The 18,471-nt window shown below is 66.2% G+C and carries 21 protein-coding genes and 1 riboswitch; of the genes, 11 read left to right on the top strand and 10 right to left on the bottom strand.

Translation table 11 applies throughout. The annotated features are described in order from the left end of the window. Nucleotides 1-46: 46 nt before the first annotated feature. A riboswitch (SAM riboswitch) is annotated at nt 47-160 on the bottom strand. A 100-nt stretch (nt 161-260) separates the two neighbouring features. The 3 genes from AB0H49_RS32155 (at nt 261) to AB0H49_RS32145 (ending at nt 6,400) form a co-directional block, all read left to right on the top strand. After that, nucleotides 261-890, top strand: coding sequence for a LysE family translocator (locus tag AB0H49_RS32155; protein WP_357256546.1), 630 nt, complete (start codon nt 261-263; stop codon nt 888-890). 222 nt (nt 891-1,112) lie between these two features. Then, nucleotides 1,113-5,051, top strand: coding sequence for a Pls/PosA family non-ribosomal peptide synthetase (locus AB0H49_RS32150; RefSeq protein ID WP_357256544.1), 3,939 nt, complete (start codon nt 1,113-1,115; stop codon nt 5,049-5,051). After that, nucleotides 5,051-6,400 (top strand): M1 family metallopeptidase, encoded by a 1,350-nt coding sequence (locus AB0H49_RS32145; protein WP_357256542.1) that lies wholly within the window; start codon nt 5,051-5,053, stop codon nt 6,398-6,400. The genes AB0H49_RS32150 and AB0H49_RS32145 overlap by 1 nt, the downstream gene beginning before the upstream one ends. A 6-nt stretch (nt 6,401-6,406) precedes the next feature. Here AB0H49_RS32145 and AB0H49_RS32140 read toward each other — a convergent pair whose 3' ends face one another. From AB0H49_RS32140 to AB0H49_RS32130, 3 genes are all read right to left on the bottom strand, one after another. Further along, nucleotides 6,407-6,592 (bottom strand): hypothetical protein, encoded by a 186-nt coding sequence (locus AB0H49_RS32140; protein ID WP_355000498.1) that lies wholly within the window; start codon nt 6,590-6,592, stop codon nt 6,407-6,409. Between the two features lie 65 nt (nt 6,593-6,657). Further along, nucleotides 6,658-7,119, bottom strand: coding sequence for a DUF2752 domain-containing protein (locus AB0H49_RS32135; protein WP_355000499.1), 462 nt, complete (start codon nt 7,117-7,119; stop codon nt 6,658-6,660). A gap of 109 nt (nt 7,120-7,228) precedes the next feature. Next, the gene (locus AB0H49_RS32130; protein ID WP_357256539.1) at nt 7,229-7,606 is read right to left on the bottom strand and encodes a glyoxalase superfamily protein; all 378 of its coding nucleotides are present in this window, start codon (nt 7,604-7,606) and stop codon (nt 7,229-7,231) included. A 446-nt stretch (nt 7,607-8,052) separates the two neighbouring features. Here AB0H49_RS32130 and AB0H49_RS32125 point away from each other — a divergent pair, with 446 nt between their 5' ends. Further along, nucleotides 8,053-9,108 (top strand): alpha/beta hydrolase, encoded by a 1,056-nt coding sequence (locus AB0H49_RS32125; protein WP_355000501.1) that lies wholly within the window; start codon nt 8,053-8,055, stop codon nt 9,106-9,108. 51 nt (nt 9,109-9,159) lie between these two features. Here AB0H49_RS32125 and AB0H49_RS32120 read toward each other — a convergent pair whose 3' ends face one another. Continuing rightward, on the bottom strand, nt 9,160-10,053 hold the full coding sequence (locus AB0H49_RS32120) for a LysR family transcriptional regulator (RefSeq protein WP_357256537.1): 894 nt from the start codon (nt 10,051-10,053) through the stop codon (nt 9,160-9,162). A gap of 91 nt (nt 10,054-10,144) precedes the next feature. Here AB0H49_RS32120 and AB0H49_RS32115 point away from each other — a divergent pair, with 91 nt between their 5' ends. Continuing rightward, the gene (locus AB0H49_RS32115; protein WP_357256535.1) at nt 10,145-10,498 is read left to right on the top strand and encodes a DoxX family protein; all 354 of its coding nucleotides are present in this window, start codon (nt 10,145-10,147) and stop codon (nt 10,496-10,498) included. Nucleotides 10,499-10,614: 116 nt separating this feature from the next. Here AB0H49_RS32115 and AB0H49_RS32110 read toward each other — a convergent pair whose 3' ends face one another. After that, entirely contained in the window at nt 10,615-11,271 is a 657-nt protein-coding gene (locus tag AB0H49_RS32110) for a triacylglycerol lipase (RefSeq protein ID WP_357256602.1), read from the bottom strand. 570 nt (nt 11,272-11,841) lie between these two features. On the opposite strand from AB0H49_RS32110, the gene AB0H49_RS32105 reads away from it, so the two are divergent. Both AB0H49_RS32105 and AB0H49_RS32100 read left to right on the top strand, forming a co-directional pair. Beyond that, nucleotides 11,842-12,138 (top strand): hypothetical protein, encoded by a 297-nt coding sequence (locus AB0H49_RS32105; protein WP_357256533.1) that lies wholly within the window; start codon nt 11,842-11,844, stop codon nt 12,136-12,138. A gap of 213 nt (nt 12,139-12,351) precedes the next feature. Next, complete coding sequence (locus AB0H49_RS32100; RefSeq protein ID WP_357256531.1) at nt 12,352-12,993, top strand: hypothetical protein; 642 nt, start codon at nt 12,352-12,354, stop codon at nt 12,991-12,993. Here AB0H49_RS32100 and AB0H49_RS32095 read toward each other — a convergent pair. The 3 genes from AB0H49_RS32095 to AB0H49_RS32085 form a co-directional block, all read right to left on the bottom strand. Next, on the bottom strand, nt 12,976-13,881 hold the full coding sequence (locus AB0H49_RS32095) for a site-specific DNA-methyltransferase (protein WP_357256529.1): 906 nt from the start codon (nt 13,879-13,881) through the stop codon (nt 12,976-12,978). The two genes, AB0H49_RS32100 and AB0H49_RS32095, sit on opposite strands and share 18 nt — an antisense overlap. After that, entirely contained in the window at nt 13,878-14,093 is a 216-nt protein-coding gene (locus tag AB0H49_RS32090) for a hypothetical protein (protein WP_357256527.1), read from the bottom strand. The genes AB0H49_RS32095 and AB0H49_RS32090 overlap by 4 nt, the downstream gene beginning before the upstream one ends. A gap of 118 nt (nt 14,094-14,211) precedes the next feature. Next, nucleotides 14,212-14,412 (bottom strand): hypothetical protein, encoded by a 201-nt coding sequence (locus AB0H49_RS32085; protein ID WP_357256525.1) that lies wholly within the window; start codon nt 14,410-14,412, stop codon nt 14,212-14,214. A gap of 350 nt (nt 14,413-14,762) precedes the next feature. Here AB0H49_RS32085 and AB0H49_RS32080 point away from each other — a divergent pair, with 350 nt between their 5' ends. The 4 genes from AB0H49_RS32080 to AB0H49_RS32065 all read left to right on the top strand — a co-directional run bounded on the left by AB0H49_RS32080 (nt 14,763) and on the right by AB0H49_RS32065 (nt 17,173). Beyond that, nucleotides 14,763-15,134, top strand: a complete 372-nt coding sequence (locus AB0H49_RS32080) for a hypothetical protein (RefSeq protein ID WP_357256523.1) — start codon at nt 14,763-14,765, stop codon at nt 15,132-15,134. Next, nucleotides 15,115-15,633, top strand: coding sequence for a DUF6879 family protein (locus AB0H49_RS32075; protein WP_357256521.1), 519 nt, complete (start codon nt 15,115-15,117; stop codon nt 15,631-15,633). The genes AB0H49_RS32080 and AB0H49_RS32075 overlap by 20 nt, the downstream gene beginning before the upstream one ends. Then, on the top strand, nt 15,630-16,466 hold the full coding sequence (locus AB0H49_RS32070) for a helix-turn-helix transcriptional regulator (RefSeq protein ID WP_357256520.1): 837 nt from the start codon (nt 15,630-15,632) through the stop codon (nt 16,464-16,466). The genes AB0H49_RS32075 and AB0H49_RS32070 overlap by 4 nt, the downstream gene beginning before the upstream one ends. Before the next feature lie 167 nt (nt 16,467-16,633). Beyond that, complete coding sequence (locus AB0H49_RS32065) at nt 16,634-17,173, top strand: hypothetical protein (protein ID WP_357256518.1); 540 nt, start codon at nt 16,634-16,636, stop codon at nt 17,171-17,173. On the opposite strand, the gene AB0H49_RS32060 is transcribed toward AB0H49_RS32065, so the two are convergent. After that, on the bottom strand, nt 17,170-17,517 hold the full coding sequence (locus tag AB0H49_RS32060; RefSeq protein ID WP_357256516.1) for a hypothetical protein: 348 nt from the start codon (nt 17,515-17,517) through the stop codon (nt 17,170-17,172). The two genes, AB0H49_RS32065 and AB0H49_RS32060, sit on opposite strands and share 4 nt — an antisense overlap. Nucleotides 17,518-17,664: 147 nt before the next feature. After that, on the bottom strand, nt 17,665-18,252 hold the full coding sequence (locus AB0H49_RS32055) for a hypothetical protein (protein ID WP_357256514.1): 588 nt from the start codon (nt 18,250-18,252) through the stop codon (nt 17,665-17,667). Nucleotides 18,253-18,471 lie beyond the last annotated feature (219 nt).

Below are 18,471 nucleotides of genomic sequence, written 5' to 3'. Positions count from 1 at the left end.
CACGTAATCCCGTCGGCTCTGGGACTCGCGATCGAGGGATTCGTCGAGTCCGCGCTTGCCGCGCCCGGTCGGACGGCGGCCCGGTCGTCACCCGGAGCACCCCACCGCGGAGGAGGGTTGCCGACCAGCTAGCCGGGGCTTAGCGCTGGCACTCGTGACCTGTCCCGAGATTGGCAGACCGCACGCGGCTCTGTCAACCTCTGGATTCGCGCGGCCGAAAGTCGGTTGCGCCGCCGCGGGAACTGCGCTGCACTCGTTGGGTGACGCCCTCGCTGCTGCTCAGCTTCGTCGGACTGTGCGTCCTGCTCTCCCTGACGCCGGGGCCGGATTCGTTTCTGGTGCTGCGCTTTTCGATCGTGGACGCCCGTCCCGGCATCGCCGCGGCGGTGGGCTCGGCGCTCGGCGGCCTGGTGTGGGCGGTGGTGGTGGCCGCTGGCGTCGCCGCGCTGCTGGAGCAATCCGCGACCGCGTATCGCGCGCTGAAGATCGTCGGCGGAATCTATTTGGTGTACCTCGGAATTCGTACGCTCATCGAGTTGCGCAAGCGGCGGGCGCAGGCCGATGCCGAGTTCCATTCCGGCAGCGGGAAAGCGCCCTCGGTTCGCTCGGCGTTCACGGCGGGCGTCGTCTCGTGTCTGTTCAACCCGAAGGTCGGCCTGTTCTACCTCGCCGTGCTTCCCCAGTTCCTGACCGAGGTCACCTTCCTGAACACCCTCGCGCTCGGCGCGATCGAATGCACCGTCGCCGCCGTCGAGATGATCCTGCTCGCCCTGCTCGCCGCCCGCGCGGTGGCGTTCCTGCGCAGCCCGAGGGTCCGCGATCGGCTCGAGCAAGCGAGCGCCGGGATTCTCACCGCGCTGGGTCTAGGTACCGCGGCCTCGGCGACCTGATAGGCGCCGCCGCCCAAACGGAGCGAATGCGGAAGTGCGCCTGACGGCCCCATCCACCCGCCTCGGCTCGCCGATCGACGTCACACCGCAGCCCCGGAGATATCGCTGGTACCGCGGGTACCGTGGTCAGTTGGTCACCGTGGCGTTTGCCAATCGGTAACCCTCATGTGAAACAACCATCGGGAAACGCAAGGCAGGTCTATGAGAGGTGGGCCGGACGTGATGCTCCAGCCGCAGGTCGACACCGCGGTGGGCACTAGCCCGACGACCGGGCAGTCGTTGTCCGACCCCCTGCTACGCGGCGCTGCGGCGCCTCCGCCGCGCACCCTCGTCGACATCCTGACCGCCACCGCGCGTGCCCATCCGGACGCGCACGCCATCGATGACGGCGAGATTCTGATCACATACCGCGAGCTGCTCATCGCGGTCGAGGCACGAGCGGCCGAGCTGGTCGAGGCCGGAGTCCGCGCTGGCGACCGGGTCGGCGTCCGAATGCCCTCCGGCAGCGGCGATCTGTACGTCACGATCCTCGCCGTGCTGTGGGCGGGCGCCGCGTACGTCCCGGTCGACGCCGACGATCCCGACGAGCGGGCCCGGCTGGTCTTCGGTGAGGCGCGGGTGAGCGCCGTCGTCACCGCCGAGGGTGTCCGTGCCGTCGAAACATCCACCGCCCCAACCTCTCTCACGGCCGGTGAGGACACGGACCACACGTTCCCCGCACCCGACGACGACGCCTGGATCATCTTCACCTCCGGCTCCACCGGCACCCCGAAGGGCGTCGCGGTCACCCACCGCAACGCCGCCGCCTTCGTCGACGCCGAGGCGCGACTGTTCCTGCGGGAGGCGCCCATCGGCCCCGGTGACCGTGTCCTCGCCGGTCTCTCGGTCGCCTTCGACGCCTCCTGCGAGGAGATGTGGTTGGCCTGGCGGCACGGCGCCTGCCTGGTGCCCGCGCCGCGCGCGCTGGTGCGCACCGGCGCGGACCTCGGCCCCTGGCTGGTCCGCCGCGAGATCAGCATCGTCTCGACGGTGCCGACGCTGGCCGCGACCTGGCCCGCCGAGGCGCTGGAACCGGTCCGGCTGCTGATCTTCGGCGGCGAGGCCGTGCCGCCCGAACTCGCCGAACGCCTTGCTGGGGACGAGGATTCGGGACGCGAGCTGTGGAACACCTACGGCCCCACCGAGGCCACCGTTGTGGCGTGCGCGGCCCTGCTCACCGGGGAGCCGCCGATTCGCATCGGATTGCCTTTGGACGGCTGGGATCTGGCCGTGGTCGACGCGCAGGGCAACCCGGTCGGCGAGGGCGAATCGGGCGAACTCGTCATCGGCGGCGTCGGACTCGGCCGCTACCTCGATCCGGCCAAGGACGCCGAGAAGTACGCTCCACTGCCCGGGCTCGGCTGGGAACGCGCCTATCGCAGCGGCGATCTGGTCCGCAACGAGAGCGCCGGGCTCGTCTTCCTCGGCCGCGCCGACGATCAGATCAAACTCGGCGGCCGTCGCATCGAGCTCGGCGAGATCGACAACGCGCTCCAGCATCTGCCCGGTGTCACGGGAGCGGCCGCCGCGATCCGAACGACCAAGGCGGGCAACAAGACCCTGGTCGGCTACCTCACCGGCCCCGATGGCGACTTCGACGCGCGCGCGGCGCGCGAACTGCTCGCCGACCAACTGCCCGCGCCGCTGGTGCCGCGCCTCGCGGTGGTCGACGAGCTACCCACCCGCACCTCGGGCAAGGTCGATCGCGACGCGCTGCCCTGGCCCCTGCCCAAGGCCAAGCCCGCCGACGCCGACATGTCCCCCACCGCGCGCTGGGTCGCCGGACTCTGGGACGCCATCCTCGGCGCCGAGGCGACCGGCCCCGACGCCGACTTCTTCGACCTCGGCGGCGGCTCGCTCGCCGCCGCCCAGCTGGTCACCGCGCTGCGCGAACGCTATCCGCGGGTCGCCGTCGCCGATCTCTACGACCATCCGCGCCTCGGCGCGCTCGCCGACCTGCTCGACGCCAGCGCCCCCGCCGCCGCGGTCGCGGAACGCACCGTGCGTCCCACCCCCCGCACCGCGCAGTGGGTGCAGGTACTCGCCACGGTGCCGCTGACCACCCTGACCGGATTGCAGTGGCTCACCTGGCTGGCCATCGTCGGCAATATCGCGGCGTGGTCGGGATCGCTGCCCTGGCTGCCTCGACTGTCCTGGTGGTGGGCGCTGATCGCGTTCCTGCTCTTCATCTCCCCGCCCGGCCGGATGGCGCTGTGCGTGGCCGGTTCGCGCGTGCTGTTGCGCGGCATCGCGCCCGGCAGCTATCCGCGCGGCGGCTCGGTGCACCTGCGCCTGTGGGCCGCGGTGCGATTGTCCGAGGCGAGCGGCGCCGAGAACCTCTCCGGCGCACCCTGGATGGTGCCCTTCGCGCGGGCGCTCGGCGCGCGCATCGGCAAGGGTGTCGACCTGCACACACTGCCGCCGGTGACCGGGATGCTCGAACTGGGCGACGGGTGCAGCGTGGAACCCGAGGTCGATCTGTCCGGCTACTGGATCGACGGCGACCTCGTGCACATCGGCCCGATCAGCATCGGCCCCGGCGCGGTGGTCGGCGCGCGCTCGATCCTGTTGCCTGGCACGAGGATCGGGAAGAACGCCGAGATCGCGCCAGGTTCCGCCGTTTCGGGGAAGGTCAAGGCCGAACAGGAATGGGCGGGCTCGCCCGCCGTGAAGGTCGGCCGCGCCCGGCACCGGTGGCCCGCGCACACGCCGCCGCGCGCCCGGCACTGGGTCCCGATCTTCGGCATCACCTCGATGGCGCTCGCCGCCCTCCCGATCCTCGGCCTCGGCGCGGGCGGCGCGTTCCTGGCCTGGTGGGTCCGGGACACCACGACGCTCACCGCCGCGCTCGGCCGCGCCTTCGCCGTGCTGCCGGTGGCGGTGCTGCTCGTGCTCGGCGTGTACGCCGCGGCGACCGTCGTCCTGGTGCGTCTGTTCGCCATCGGGCTGACCGAGGGCCACCATCCGGTGCGCAGCCGCGTCGGCTGGCAGGCCTGGGCCACCGAACGCCTGCTCGACTCGGCGCGCACCTTCCTGTTCCCGCTCTACGCCAGCCTGTTGACGCCGTTGTGGCTACGCCTGCTCGGCGCGAAGGTCGGCAAGCACGTCGAGGCGTCGACCGTGCTGCTGCTGCCGAAGTTCACCACCGTCGCCGACGGCGCCTTCCTGGCCGACGACACCATGGTCGCCGGTTACGAACTCGGCGGCGGCTGGCTGCGCATCGGCGAGGCCAAGGTCGGCAAGCGAGCGTTCCTCGGCAACTCGGGGATGACCGCGCCCGGCCGCCGGGTACCGAAGAACGGGCTGGTCGCCGTGCTCTCTGCCGCGCCGTCCAAGGCCAAGGCGGGGTCCTCGTGGCTCGGCAGCCCGCCCGTGCGCCTGCGCCGCGCCTCCGAAACCGCCGACGCCAGCCGCACTTTCGATCCGCCGCGGCGGCTGCGCGTCGCGCGGGCGATCGTGGAGACGTGCAGGCTGATTCCGGTGCTGGTCACCTTCGCCATCGGCCTCGGCGTGCTCTTCGCACTGGCCTGGCTGGCCCAGCGGATCGGTCACCTGCCGACCGCCCTGCTCAGCGGCGTCGTGCTGTTGGTCGCGGGCGCGATCGCGTGCGGCAGCGCAGTGGCCGCGAAGTGGTTGCTGGTCGGCCGGATCCGGGCCGAGGAGCATCCGTTGTGGAGCTCGTTCGTCTGGCGCAACGAGGTCTCGGACACCTTCGTCGAGACCGTCGCCGCGCCCTGGTTCGCCCGCGCCGCGACCGGAACACCGGTGCTGAATCTGTGGCTTCGCGCGCTCGGCGCGCGCATCGGCCGCGGGGTATGGTGCGAGTCCTACTGGCTACCGGAGGCGGATCTGGTGACACTCGGCGACGGCGCGACGGTGGAGCGAGGCTGCGTGGTGCAGACCCATCTGTTCCACGATCGGATCATGGCCATGGACACCGTCACCCTCGGCGCGGGCGCCACCCTCGGCCCGCACTGCGTCGCCCTGCCCGCGGCGGGTCTGGGCGCGGGCGCGACCGTCGGGCCTGCCTCGCTCGTCATGCGCGGCGACACCGTGCCGCCGTCGACCAGGTGGTGGGGCAACCCCATCGCACCGTGGCACGAACCGGGCGAGGAGGGCTGATGGGTGAGAAGTTCTACGAGCAACCCATCGATGACTACCTGCCGCAGAACGGCAATCGCGGCTATCGGGTCTCGCGGTACGAGCTCGACCTGGTCTACCGGGTGGCGAGCAACCGGCTGAGCGGGCGCGCGGAGATCACCGCGGTCACCACCGCCGTCCAGCCCCGGTTCAGCCTCGACCTCGCGCAGGCGCTGACGGTGTCGAAGGTGTTCGTGAACGGCGCCAAGGCCGCGAAGTACGGTCACCAGCACGGCAAATTGGTCGTCACGCCGCAGCAGCGGATTCCGGCGGGTGGCGTGCTCTCGATGGTGATCCAGTACGCGGGCGTGCCGAAGCCGGTGCGCGGGCAGTGGGGCGAGGTCGGCTGGGAGGAGCTGTCCGAGGGCGCACTGGTCGCCAGCCAGCCCAACGGGGCCGCGTCCTGGTTTCCCTGCGACGACCACCCGAGTTCCAAAGCGAGCTACCGGATCTCGATCACCACCGACAGCCCCTACTACGCCGTCGCGAACGGCACCCTGATGCGCAAGCAGACCAAGGCGAGCCAGACCACCTGGGTGTACGAGCAGCCGGAGCCGATGTCCAGCTACCTGGCCACCATCCAGATCGGGCACTACCGCAAGCACCGCGTCGGCCCGGCGCACGGACCGGTGCCCATGCAGGCGGTCGTGCCGCCACGGCTGCGGGCCGAGTTCGAACACGACTTCGCGCGCCAGCCGCGGATGATGGAGGTCTTCACCGAACGGTTCGGCCCCTATCCATTCGGCGGGTACACGGTGGTGGTCACCGACGACGACCTGGAGATCCCGATCGAGGCCCAGGGCATCTCGGTGTTCGGCGCCAACCACTGCGACGGTCGCCGCGGCTCCGAACGGCTCGTCGCGCACGAACTCGCGCACCAGTGGTTCGGCAACAGCCTGACCCTGCGCCAGTGGCGCGACATCTGGCTGCACGAGGGCTTCGCCTGCTACGCGGAGTGGATCTGGTCCGAGGCCTCGGGCGGGCCGACCGCCGATCAGCTGGCCCGCGCCGTCCTGCACAACCTGGCGCGACAGCCGCAGGACATCGTCATCGGGGACCCCGGTCCCAAGCGCATGTTCGACGATCGGGTGTACAAACGCGGCGCGCTCACCCTGCACGCGCTGCGCCTCGAACTCGGCGAGCCCGGCTTCTTCGACCTGCTGCGCGAATGGGTGCTGCGCTACCGGCATTCCTCGGTGAGCACCGAGGAGTTCACCGATCTGGCCGGGCACTACAGCCTGGTTCCGCTGCGTCCGCTGTGGGACAGCTGGCTGCGCGACGAGCGGCTGCCGCAGCTGCCACCCTACGGCGGGCAGACCGGCGCGCGCTGAGTTCGCTCAGAACACCAGATAGCGGGTGGCGAGTTCCTCGACGATCGGGTCGTCCTCGGCGACGCTGTCCAGGGTGTCCAGGTCGGCGGCCACCGAGATCTGCCTCGGGTCGTCGTGTTCGTTATCGGGCGCGTCCTCGGCCAGCTGGCGCAGCAGCTTTTCACGCACCCGCGCCTTGAGTGAATCCGTCATACCGAGAGCTTGCCCGGTTCGGGGCGCGGGAATCTCCCATGGCCGGAGCGGAGGCGGCGGCACACCTAGACCGGCGCCAGCCACGTACCCCAAGGCGTGTTGCGCAGCACCGAGTAGACGACGAACAGCGCGAGCACCGTCCACATGAACGGGCGCGGGAGGTCGGGGACGCGGGGGCGTTCGCCGCGCCAGGCGCGCACCGCCCAGTCGCCGAGGAACAACGCGAAGGCGAGGAGCAGCGGAATCGCCAGCAGGTTGCTGTGCAGCGAGTCCAGCAGGCGGCCGTCGGTGAGGTTGTGCACGGCGCGCATGCCGCCGCAGCCGGGGCAGTACAACCCGGTCAGGCCGTAGATCGGGCAGATCCCGTAGGAGCCCTCCACGTGCGGGTCGCGGAAGTGCAGCAGGACCACGGCTCCGACCGCGGCGCCCGCCGCGAGCGCGGGCAGACCGAGCGCGCGCCAACCGGTACGCCGTACCCGCTGCGGTGGCGGGAACGGGGGCTGGCCTGCGAGGTGCGTGGTCTCCACGAGAAACCACGGTAGCGGGGGCGAGCCGGTCGGCGCTACAGCCGTCGGGCGGTTGGCGCGCGACTGTCCGGCCGTGCTGCTCCCGGCTCGAAAGTGCCTGCGGATGGGGCTAATCCGGTTGTGCGAGGCGCAGGACGTTGCCCGAGGGATCGGTCAGATCGAAACCGGGACCGCCGGGACCGTCCTCGGGGCAGCCCGGCTTGGCGTACCGATAGTCCTTGGCGGCGAGCTCGGCGTGCAGCGCGTGGATGTCGCCCACCGCGATCCACACCACCGATCCGGGGGTGCCGTCCCCGTGGTGTTCGCTCAGATGCAGCTTCGCGTCCGACCGGGACACCTGGGCGTAGAGCGGGAAGTCCGCACCGAATCGGTGCTCCCAGTCGACGGTGAATCCCAGGTAATCGCAATAGAATTCATAGGTTTTCGCGGTGTCGAACATGCGCAGCACGGGAATCGGCGCGGCGAAACGGATGTCCTCGGAGGTCATCGGCCGATCATCGCACCACGCACCGACAGCGCTCTTCGCTCGAGACGCGGAAGGCGCGCGACTGACGCCAGCACCCCGAAGAGAAGCTGCCGACCGTCCGATCGACGAATACATTGGCGTCGCGCAGCCGTATCGGGAGATCCCGGCCAGGTCAGCGGCCTGATATCGCCGAGAGCGAGCGGGTCCGTGACTCTCGGGCTGATAACGATCGGGTACCGCCGATAGCGGCGCGGGCTCAGGCGGCGATGTACCGGATGTGACTGTTCGAGCCGTCTGCACTCCAGGGGAACTTCGCTCGTGCGCGATGTTTCTCCTTCCGGGCAGAGTTCACCGGACCGAATATTGGGTACCCACAGATATGCGCCAGGATTTCCGCCATCGACCGCTTGCAGTTGCAAGCACTTTGTTCGCATCGTACTGTGGCGGATGACACAAAGGAGTGCACAATGCTGGTGACGTCGATGAAGACACTGGCGGGGGTGCGCGGCGCCGAGCCGCTCACCGCGGCTTACCGTGCCGGACTTCGGTCCCGCACTTTCGCGACAGCTTCGCTGAACAAGCCGACCGCACCCTGCGAGATCATCCCGGTCACGACCGTCGACGGCGCCCAGCTCCGAGTCCACGCGTACGGACCCGCCGACGGTGACGTCATCGTGCTCATCCACGGCTGGAGCTGCTGCATCGAGTACTGGAACCCGCAGATCAACGCCCTCGCGGACCGCTACCGTGTGATCGCTTACGACCAGCGCGGGCACGGCGAGAGCACATTGGGCCGCACCACCCCGTCCGGCGAAACTCTCGCCGACGACTTGGCCACCGTCCTCGACGCCACCCTCCCGCGCGGCAAGCGCGCCACCCTCGTCGGCCACAGCATGGGCGGAATCACCTTGCAGGCATGGGCCGCCCGCTATCCCGAGCAGGTGCCCGCACGCGCCAACGCAGTGGTGCTCGCCAACACCGCCTCCCGCGAGATCCGCCACGAGACCGACCTCCTTCCGCTGCTGAACAAGCCGCTGACGATGGCGCGACGTCCGGTCACCTTCTTCGGCGCGGGTGTGCGCATGCCGCTGGTCTTCGCCGAGACGCTGCTGAGCGCACCGGTGCCGCTGCCCGGCGGCCCGCTGGTGACCGCCATCATCAAAGCCAGGCTGATGACGAAGAACGCGACCGCCGACGAGGTCGCCTTCTCGCTCGGCATCGTCCGGTCCTGCCGCCCGCTCACCCGCGGCCTGCACGCCGCGGCGCTCGCCATCCTCGACCTGGGCGACGCGGCCAAGCACCTGACCGTCCCCACCACCGTCATCGCGGGCGCGCACGACTACCTGCTGCCCGCCAGGATGAACCGCCCCATCGTCGACGCCCTCGGCGCCGCGGGCTCCCTCGCCGACTACCAGGTCTGGCCCACCGGCCACCTCGGCAACATCGAGGCTGCCGACCGCTTCAACGCCGAAATCGATCGGATCGCCCAGGGCGCGAGCGACCAGCGCGCCACCGCGGTCTGACCCCGATCGTTCTCCCGGGCCGGTCGACGACGCTCGGCCCGGGAGCGACGTTCACGCCTGCTCGAAGCGCAGACAACTGCGGACGAAGTCCTGGACCGGCGCGTTGTCGTCATCGATCGGATTCCACGCGACACCGACCAGGCTGGCGGCGATGCCGACCACCGACCGGAAAACGACACCGGGCCGCTGATAGAAGCGAGCCGCGGATTCCGGCGCCAAGGCGATCCCGTACCCGTTCGCGATGGCGTTCAGCCAGTCGTCCGGGTGTTGGGTGACGGCGCCGATGCGCGGCGGCACGCCTCCCCGCTCGTCGACCGCGAGCCAATAGTCGCGCCACGGACCGGTCGCCTGCGGTGCGGCCACGAACGGCTCGTCGTACAACTCCGCGAACGGGATCTCGTCGCGATCGGCGAACCGGTGCGTACTCGGCAGGACGACGCAGCGCGGCTCAGTGAGCAGCACCTCCACTCGCCACTTCTCCTGACCGGGGATCGGCAGCCGCAGTATCGCTACGTCGACCCGGCCGTCGGCCAATCCCGCGGTCGGATCCGACCAGGCACTCTGGCGCATATCCACCCGCCAGCCCGGCCTGCGCGCAGTGAATTCGGCGATGATCTCCGTGGTGGCCTCGTTGGCGGCGCTGGCCAGGAAACCCACCCGCAGGACGCGCGTCTCCCGCGCGGCCGCTGCGTTGGTCTCGGCCACCGCGCGATTCCAGTCGTCGAGCAGAGCGGGTGCCCGCCGCGCTAGCGCGCGCCCCGCCTCGGTGAGCCCCATTCCCGCTCGTGAACGAGTGAAAAGCGTCGCCCCCAGCAAGGTTTCGAGCTGCTTGATCTGCTTCGTGAGCGCCGGTTGCGAGACGTACAACCGCTCCGCCGCGCGGGTCAGATTCCCTTCCTCGGCCACGGCTGTGAAGTAGCGCAGCAGCCGAGTGTCGACATCCATGCCCCCAGGTTATGGATACAGGTATTGGTGCCACAACGACCACCGAATCGAGACTGGTTGCGCACGCTAGTCACCATCGGAAGGCCTGATTGTGTTCGCCCTCTACGCCACCCTGACCACACTCACCGCGCTCGGCGCCGCGACCGGGGCGTGGATGAACTTCGTCCGCCACCCCATCCCCGTAGCCGCCGCGAAAGAGGTGCGGGTCCCGCAATCGTGGATGCTCCCGCTGGGCTCGCTACTCGCCGCCGGAGCGCTCGGCCTCGTGGCAGGTTTCGCCATACCGATCATCGGCATAGCCGCGGCGACGGGCCTGGTCCTGTACTTCATCGGCGCGGTAATCGCTCACTTACGAGTCGCGGACTTCCATCTCGCTCGAGTATCCACAGCCCTCACCCTTACCGCAGCCACCCTCACCACCACCCTGCTCTACCAAATCGGCTGAGCCAGTACGCTTTTCGCGAGGTATGACAATCGAGGTAGGTGCCGTCGCCGAGAACCGGACCAAGAGACTCGGCCCGCCTCGCGGGTGCGAGACAGGCCGGGCTAGGGCTCAGCCGACTACTTCACGAAGTCGCGCACACCCTCGAAAACCGTCGCCGACGCCAGCAGCGACAGATGGCCGAGGCACAGCGTCCGGGTGTTGGCGGCGCCGCTGAGAATAGTGCTCTCATCGGGGTTGATGATCTCGTCGCACGGTGACCACCAGGTGCCATAGTTCACTTGACCGGGAGTTTCGTCGGTGCTGTTGAGGTCGGTCAGGAAGGCCGAGCCGGGCCTCATCTCCACACAGGAGACGTCGAGGCATCCGTTGGCGACTTCGGTGCCGTGGTTGGGGCCGCCGATGGAGACCCAGTCGTCGACGGAACCCAGGCCGCCGAGGTTCTTCAGGTACCAGCGACTGTTGAGGCCGCCCATCGAGTGGGTGATGATGTCGACCTTGGCGGCGCCGGTTTTCGCGCGCAGCGCATCGACCTGCGACTTCACCTCCAGCGCGATGTCCTCGTTCGACTGGGAGCTGTCGTAGCTGAATCGTGCGATCTCTCTCACGGAGTACCCCGCGCCCAAGAATCGGCCCCACATGTAATCCCAGTTCGACGCCGATCCCTGCCAACCGTGGACGAAAAGTATCGGATCTCGCGCCGGCGCCGCAGCGGCCTGCGGCGTGGCGATGCCGAGTGCGGCGGTGGCCGTCGCGACCAGGGTGATTGCGGCCATCCCGAGGCGGCGCGCGGTCGATGTGATGTGCATGGGTGTCGACTCCGATCCGCTCGCTTCATTGCGAGCAGACAGAAACTAGCGCCGCAAGGTTAATCTCGCTCACTGTGGAACTTGGCTATTTCAACTTGTCGTAGAGTCCCTGGATATCGCGATTGGCCGCCGCGCTGCGGGGGCGGTCTTCCCGCCGGTTCACACACTGTTGGCACACTGAAACGAGAAAAGCCCTCCCCGGCGAACCGGAAAGGGCCTCTGACCTGGAGCCGCCTGGGGGAATCGAACCCCCGACCTTTTCATTACGAGATAGCCAAGTGGCGTCCTGCGTGACATCGCGTAGTACCGGATATTCGCGCTTCTGCGCAGGTGGGAAGCCCTTTTTCGGGCTAGCTCGTACCACGTCGTCATACGACGTTCGGTGTCACACTGCGTGACACACTCCTACGTCCGCACCGCCCGTCGTCGCGGGGCGCGAAGGTCACAACTTGCCACGGAGTCCGTCGTCATCTGTTCGGACCAGCGCCTGACCTCTCTTACGTTGCTGTCGCACGCCAACCAACGAAGGAGATCACGATGACCACGCCCGCCGCGAAGAAGACCACCATGAAGGCCGCCGAGACGCTGACCACGAAGCAGATCGCCGAAGCGCTCGGCACCGACCCGAAGACGCTGCGTGTGTTCCTGCGTGCGTCGGACGACTACGAAGCCGTGGGCGCCGGGTCGCGCTACTCGTTCACCACCAAGGATGTCGGCCCGATGAAGACCCGCTTCATGAAGTGGACCAAGGAGCGCGAAGCCACCAAGGCCGCGAAGAAGGCCGAAGCTGAGGCCGCGAAGGCGACCGACGAACCCACACCCGACGCCGAGTAACCCGTGCTCAAACCTCTCAGCCCTGGCTACGGCCGGGGCTTTGTGGTGGGGACTCTGCCCTGAGCTCGCTCGTACGGTCCTCGCGCATCGCCACCATGTGATCACTCAAGTGCTCGTATCATAGTCGCGCACAGGCGATCTCAGGCGTTGCTTACCGTCATCCATGCCGGTGCGGACCGACGATGCAACCACTGCGAGTGGTAACCTGCGGCAATGCCCCAGGTGAAGCGCGCGAAGGTTGACGAGTCAAAGTTCAACTACGGAATTGAGTTGCCATACAGCCTCCGGCGAATGGACTTCATCTCAGCTATGCAGGACGTCTATGACTTCTTCGGCGACGTGAACGATAACCTCACCGGCCGAGGCCTTCAACGACTGGATGACATGCTGCGCCCAGCGGCGATGTCAGGCATGTTGTCAGACATGATCACCGATAGCTTGGCGAATCACTCACGCGGACTTACGTCGAACCTGTATCACAACGGGCATCCCGACTTGATCCTTAAAGGCAGGTATCCACAGGACCGCGTTCAAGCCGGGGAGGAAGGCGTTGAGGTCAAGGCCACCAGAAAGTCAGGCGGTGCGGTGGATACCCATGGCGCTCGTGACCAGACACTTTGCGTCTGGGTTTACGAGGTCGACAACAACAGAGACAAGTCTGTATACGAGCGCGAGCCGTTGCGGATCCGGGAAATTTACATCAACCAGGTGACACTGGCCGACTTCCGCCACAATGAGCGAGGAACCCTCGGGACCAGAACATCGACCCTCCACAAAGAGGGTCTGATCAAATTCCGCGAGGGCTGGGTCTACCTCGACAAGGGCGACGGAGGTCACTCAGCTTGGCGGGGCTGAGCGAGCTTTGACTTCCAGTTTAGCCAGCTTCGGGATCGCGTCCTGCGCAAGCGCAAAATACTCCGCATCACGCTCTAGCCCGATCGACTCATATCCTACATATTCAGCTGCTGCGAGCGTTGAACCCGATCCCGCGAATGGGTCTAGAACCACACCCTCGCCAAGTGGCAGCGACGCACGCACGATTGCCCGCATGAATGACTGCGGTTTGAGTGATGGATGATTCGCAATAGACTTCTCAGTTTTGCGAGTCGGATGAGACCAGATCAGATCACCGAAGGGCTGTTCATCGGAGATGCGCCGCAATCCACCGGTCTTATATTTTCTAAGATTGTCAGCGACAGTCTTACATTCAATTGGCTCCCGGTAGAGCAACCAAGGCTCCCATTGCGACCGGGGCATAACCGATACGTCAGAGAATTCCTCATGTGCATTCTTGGGGCGGTCACCCCCACGCATAGTCATAACAGCACGGACAACTTCCCCTCGCCTCTCAAGACCTGCATCCGAAAGAGCCATCGAGATATAGGTCGAGACAAGAGGATTGGCTGCCATAAAAACGTGAGCTCCCGGAGCCAGCGCAGGCCTAAGCGCAATCGCCCACTCGTTAAAGAATTCTCGCAAATGCTTGAGATCCTTCGGAGTCAACGTCGTAAATCTCGGCAATGGCGAGCGCGTGTGGCCGTCGTATGCAGGAGGCAGTCTCCACACGCCCCCCTTCCCGGCACGCATCTTCTGTTGCTGCTCGTCAGTGTACTCATGAATGCCATAAGGCGGGTCCGTGACGACTGCGTGAATGGACTTCTCTGCGCATCCCTTTAACCATGCAAGGCAATCGGCATGAAACAACTTTGCCCGTCCATACTTAAATTCACTCGCGCCGCTCACTTCTTGGCCAACCTGTATGCGCCGCGGCCAACCCGCTCGAACACCTCTGGAGTATTCAGGTTGAGGTATGAACGAACGGACGAACGAGGAACCTCGCGACCCAAACTTTCGACCACGGCGCTATGGATCTCCGCAACCGAGAGGCCCTTCGATCCGCGAAGCGCCTCCAGGATCGCATCGCGAACGGCGCCTGGCCGCAACCTGTCAGTCATGGCGCGAGCCTAGCATAAAGACGTCTAGACGTCTATTGGACACGCCGACCCAGAGCTGACTTATCCACAGATCAGCAACCATCCACAACCGAGCGGACCGCTCGCCTCAAGGCTGGTGTCAGATGCTATCCGCCGGTCGCGTTCGATGACGCGGCGTGCCATCGGCGATCACGGGCAGCTCCATCGTTGCCTCAGAGGCCATTTCGAAGTACGCGACGCTGTGCCGCCCTGGCGGGCGCGGTGTGGAACGGTAGCGGCCCAGCATGAAGCCGAGCACGAACGCCGCGACTACGGCGAGACTGAAGACGATCACGACCATAGCGACTCGCAGGGCAAGGGCGGCATGTCGTCGCGGACTTCATCGTCTATCAGTACGGGAACGCCCAGCCATTCCCCCACGTCCTTCGCGTACAGGATCGCGGCCCGCCTCGCCGCGCAGTAGTCGAGCACGTGAGGCCCGAACCTGATGCGTACGTGGCACTGATCGTCTTGCACGCCAAGCCCTTTCGATTGGCTCTGAGCCGGGTGAACGACCAAACGTCAAGCTCACCCGGCCCATTGCAGACGACGCTACGAATCCGAGCGCGAAAATCTGAACGAGATTTCTCTAGATTTCTCGATGGTACGATTTCTGTTGACTGGTTTCTCCGGGTGTCTGACGATCGACACATGGAAGAAATCACACGAAACACCACAACCGAAGACGCGCCGTTGGTCTTAACGTTCCTCGGCAAGAACACGCAGAACGGCGGGAGCCCCACGGTCTTCGCCACGAACCGGGACACCTACGTCATCCAGAGCTGGAGGGTGACGGGACGGCCCGACCAAGTGGAGATCCCGCACCGGCTACTTGCCCACACCCGCCCAGGAACCAGCGTCGGCGCACCGTTGGAGGACACCGGACGCGGGACGTTCATCCTGACGGGTACTCCCGTGACGGACGTTGCGGCGTTGGCGCAGATGAACACCCCGGACCACGAGACCAGCATCGAGGTTCCCGTAGGACAGGAGATTTGGATTCATGCAACTACTGCAAGGTGAGGAGATCGACGACCTGCTCCGGTCGTGCGAGCACAGCGCCTATCACCTTGAAGTGCTCGACACGTACGAGACGCCCGAAGAAGCCGAACCGTTCCGCAAGTTTTTGGCCGGCGAGCGCGACGACTACGCATGGGGTACGGCATGGTGGAACCTGATTCGCGAGGTCACGAGCACGGGGCGAGCTGTTCGACGTGCCCGCGTCGTCACCGAGCCACACACCGACTACACCCGGTGGGGTCTCGTGGTCTCGAATCAGAACATCGCTGTGGGTGAGGAAATCCGCTATCTCGCGCGACACCTCATCGACCCGTCCGAGCTGACCACGGATGACTTCTGGCTCCTTGATGACCGAGCGCTCGCGTTCACCGTCTTCGAGCCGTCAGGGCGCTACGTCGGGTGGGGCATCAGCCACGACCCGGTGATAGTCAAACACGCTCGGGCGGTGTGGAATCGGGTGTGGGACAAGGCCGTCCCTCACGCTGAATACGTCAAGGCGTGACCACAACCGCGAAAGAGGCCCGCGAGGCGTTCGGTGAGCGCCTGCGCAACCTCCGTAAGGATGCGGGGCTGACCGGTAGGCAACTCTCCGAGCTTGCCGGTTGGCCCCCGTCCAAGGTCTCGAAGATCGAGTACGGCAGGCAGGTGCCGACCGATGACGACGTGCGCGTCTGGTGCATCCACACCCACAGTGCCGATCAAGTGCCTGACCTCATCGCCAACCTGCGCAACGTCGAAACCGCCTACCTCGAATGGCGACGGATGCGCTTGCCGCACAGGCAGAAACAGTCGATCGCATCCGAGGCCAAGACAAACCTCATGCGCTGGTATGAACCGGTGCTTGTGCCAGGCTTGTTGCAGACGCCGCCCTACGCTGAGGCGCTGTTGCGCACCGTCCTTGAGTTCTGCGACGAACCGGCGAACGAGATAGACGCCAGCCTTGCCGCACGTCTCGAACGTCAGCAGGTCCTGTACCGAGGCAATCACCGCTTCTACTTCATCCTCGCGGAACAGGTTCTCCACACCCGCGTTGGCACCGCGGACGTGATGCTCGAACAGATGGACCGCTTGCTCACCGCGATGTCTTTGCCTCGCGTCGTGGTGGGCGTCGTCCCGTCGGCGCACACCTACACCGCACCCACGAACAACTTCATCATGTTCGACTCCCGCATGGTGCAGGTCGAGACCATCTCCGCAGAGCTGACCATCACCCAGCCCAGCGAGATCGCTCTGTACGAGAAGGCATTTCACCGGCTCAAGGACCAAGCCATCCACGGACAAGACGCGCGAGCCATGATCAGCGCGGCTATGGCCGATCTGCGTTCTAATGACTGATCAGATGAGCAGTTCCACACCGCACGTCGGCAACGGTGTGCGTGGACTGTGATCAGTGGCTAATAAACCTGACTCAAGCCCTTGCTTTATCCCGTCACCCATGCCTACACTTCGAGACATTACAGATAACCCAAGCCCTTGGGTTCAGCTTTCCGACAGGAGTGGTGATGGCGCTCAACTTCAAGCTTGGCCCGAAGCGCGACGTGGTGGACTCGTGCGTGTGGGGTCGTACCTGGGTCGGGTGGGAAGAGGGACAGTCCGACAATCTGACGTACAAGATCAACCGTGGGGTGTGGAAGCTCGGGCCTCGCGCAGCCAAGGAGAGGTACGCGACCTTCTCTTATGACGGCATCGTTCGCGCCGCTGTCGAGGTCGATCACATCGAAGACGTGGACCTGGTGGACGGCGGTGTCAAGCAGGCGGTTGTGGCGCGCGTGCTCGAATCCGGCGATGCTGCCTACGAAATGCTGGTCGGCCGGACCGTCGATGCATTCCGCAACCCGGTTACCTACATCCCCGATGAGCTCGGCGCGCCTCGCCAGTGTGAATGCGGTTGTGGCACTGCCGTATCCGGTGGGCGTCAGTTCGTACCGGGCCATGATCAGCGCGCCATCCATAACCGGATTCGCGAAGGCTGGGGAACAACCGTCGACTTCATCCGCTGGTTCGACAGCGTGAGCGATCACCGGAACCTCGGGACAGATTAACCGTCGTACTGCTCCAGCGACCAGACACGCGAACCGAGTTGCGCGGCAGTCATTTGCGACACGTGCAACCCGGACGCGCGTAGTAGGTCCTGTAGGCGACGCTCACGCATCCGCGCGCGTTGCGCGATGAGTCTATGCACGCGACGGTCACGAGACGTCAGCACGTCTACTGGCAGCTCATCTTCGAGCGGATCGCGGACGGCAAACGCCTGTTCTCGTGCCTTGCGGATGTCTTGTCGCACAAGGCGATTCGTCCTGTAGCCCATCGCTTCTCGTATCTCGTCCACACCCATCCCGCTTTCGCGCATCCGAAGGGCTTCCGCGCGTCGCTCGGCTACCTGCATCACTTCTCCCTCATCTACGGCGAAGCCCCGCGACGGAGAATGGGGAACAAGCCCGTCGCGGGGCTATGGGCGGAGTGCACGGGGGCAGTCGACACTCCGGGTCTATCGGCGCGACCCCGTGTGCGGCTTCACGGGATCTCTGCCGCGCTACTTGACGGATTCGCGCAAGATGCGACCGTGCTCGGCTGCGGCTTCCTTGTTGGCCTCAGCGCGTTCCTGAAGCTCGTTGAACACCTCGTCGGTGTGGAGAACATGTCCCCTCAGTTGCCGCCCTTCGCCTTCGAGAACGGCGCGCTTGACGTAGTCCCCGGCGATGTACTGCTCCATCCAGCGCTTCCGATCGTCGGGAACTGGTACCCGGTGTGGGGCTGACGCTGACGGCCCGTAAACAGCCTGGATCAGTTCGAGCTTCGCGGCCTTCCGGCGAATCTCGCTCTGCGCGCGCCGACGTTCCTGAGCGAGGGTGTACAGCTTGGCGATTGCCCGCACTGCGTCCGCGTACGCCTCACGCAACGGATCGAGATCCGTGGTCATGAAGTCTTCGTACTCCCCAGCGATGAACGCATCCTGAGCTTCCTTGCGCTCCCGCGCCTCACGCTCCTCGGACTCTCGCTTGTCGGACAACGCAAGGAACTCGGCCAGCTCATCGGCGGCCCGTCCCTCGGCGAGCTGCTTGGGCGTGACCTTGCTATCTCCCGCGATGACGCGGGCCTTCAACTCTTCAAAGACAGACATTCGTACATCTCCTTTCGGTGATTGCGGCTTTACCCGCCTGATTCCAATCTCGGATTTCCGACCTTGCCATTCGGCGAAAGAGCGGAATTCCTATGCCCCACACCGCCCATTCGGGCACGCATGAGCCTTACTTCGACTTACCACTCAGCACGTCGACCAATTGACCTTTCTGCTGAGCCTCCACGATTTCCTGCGGCGTCATGCGCCCGAGCGCCTCGC

The organism is Nocardia sp. NPDC050713 (assembly GCF_040654315.1).
Classification (GTDB): domain Bacteria; phylum Actinomycetota; class Actinomycetes; order Mycobacteriales; family Mycobacteriaceae; genus Nocardia.
The sequence above is the reverse complement of the archived record's forward strand: the minus strand, read 5'-3'. Positions and strand labels throughout refer to the sequence as shown.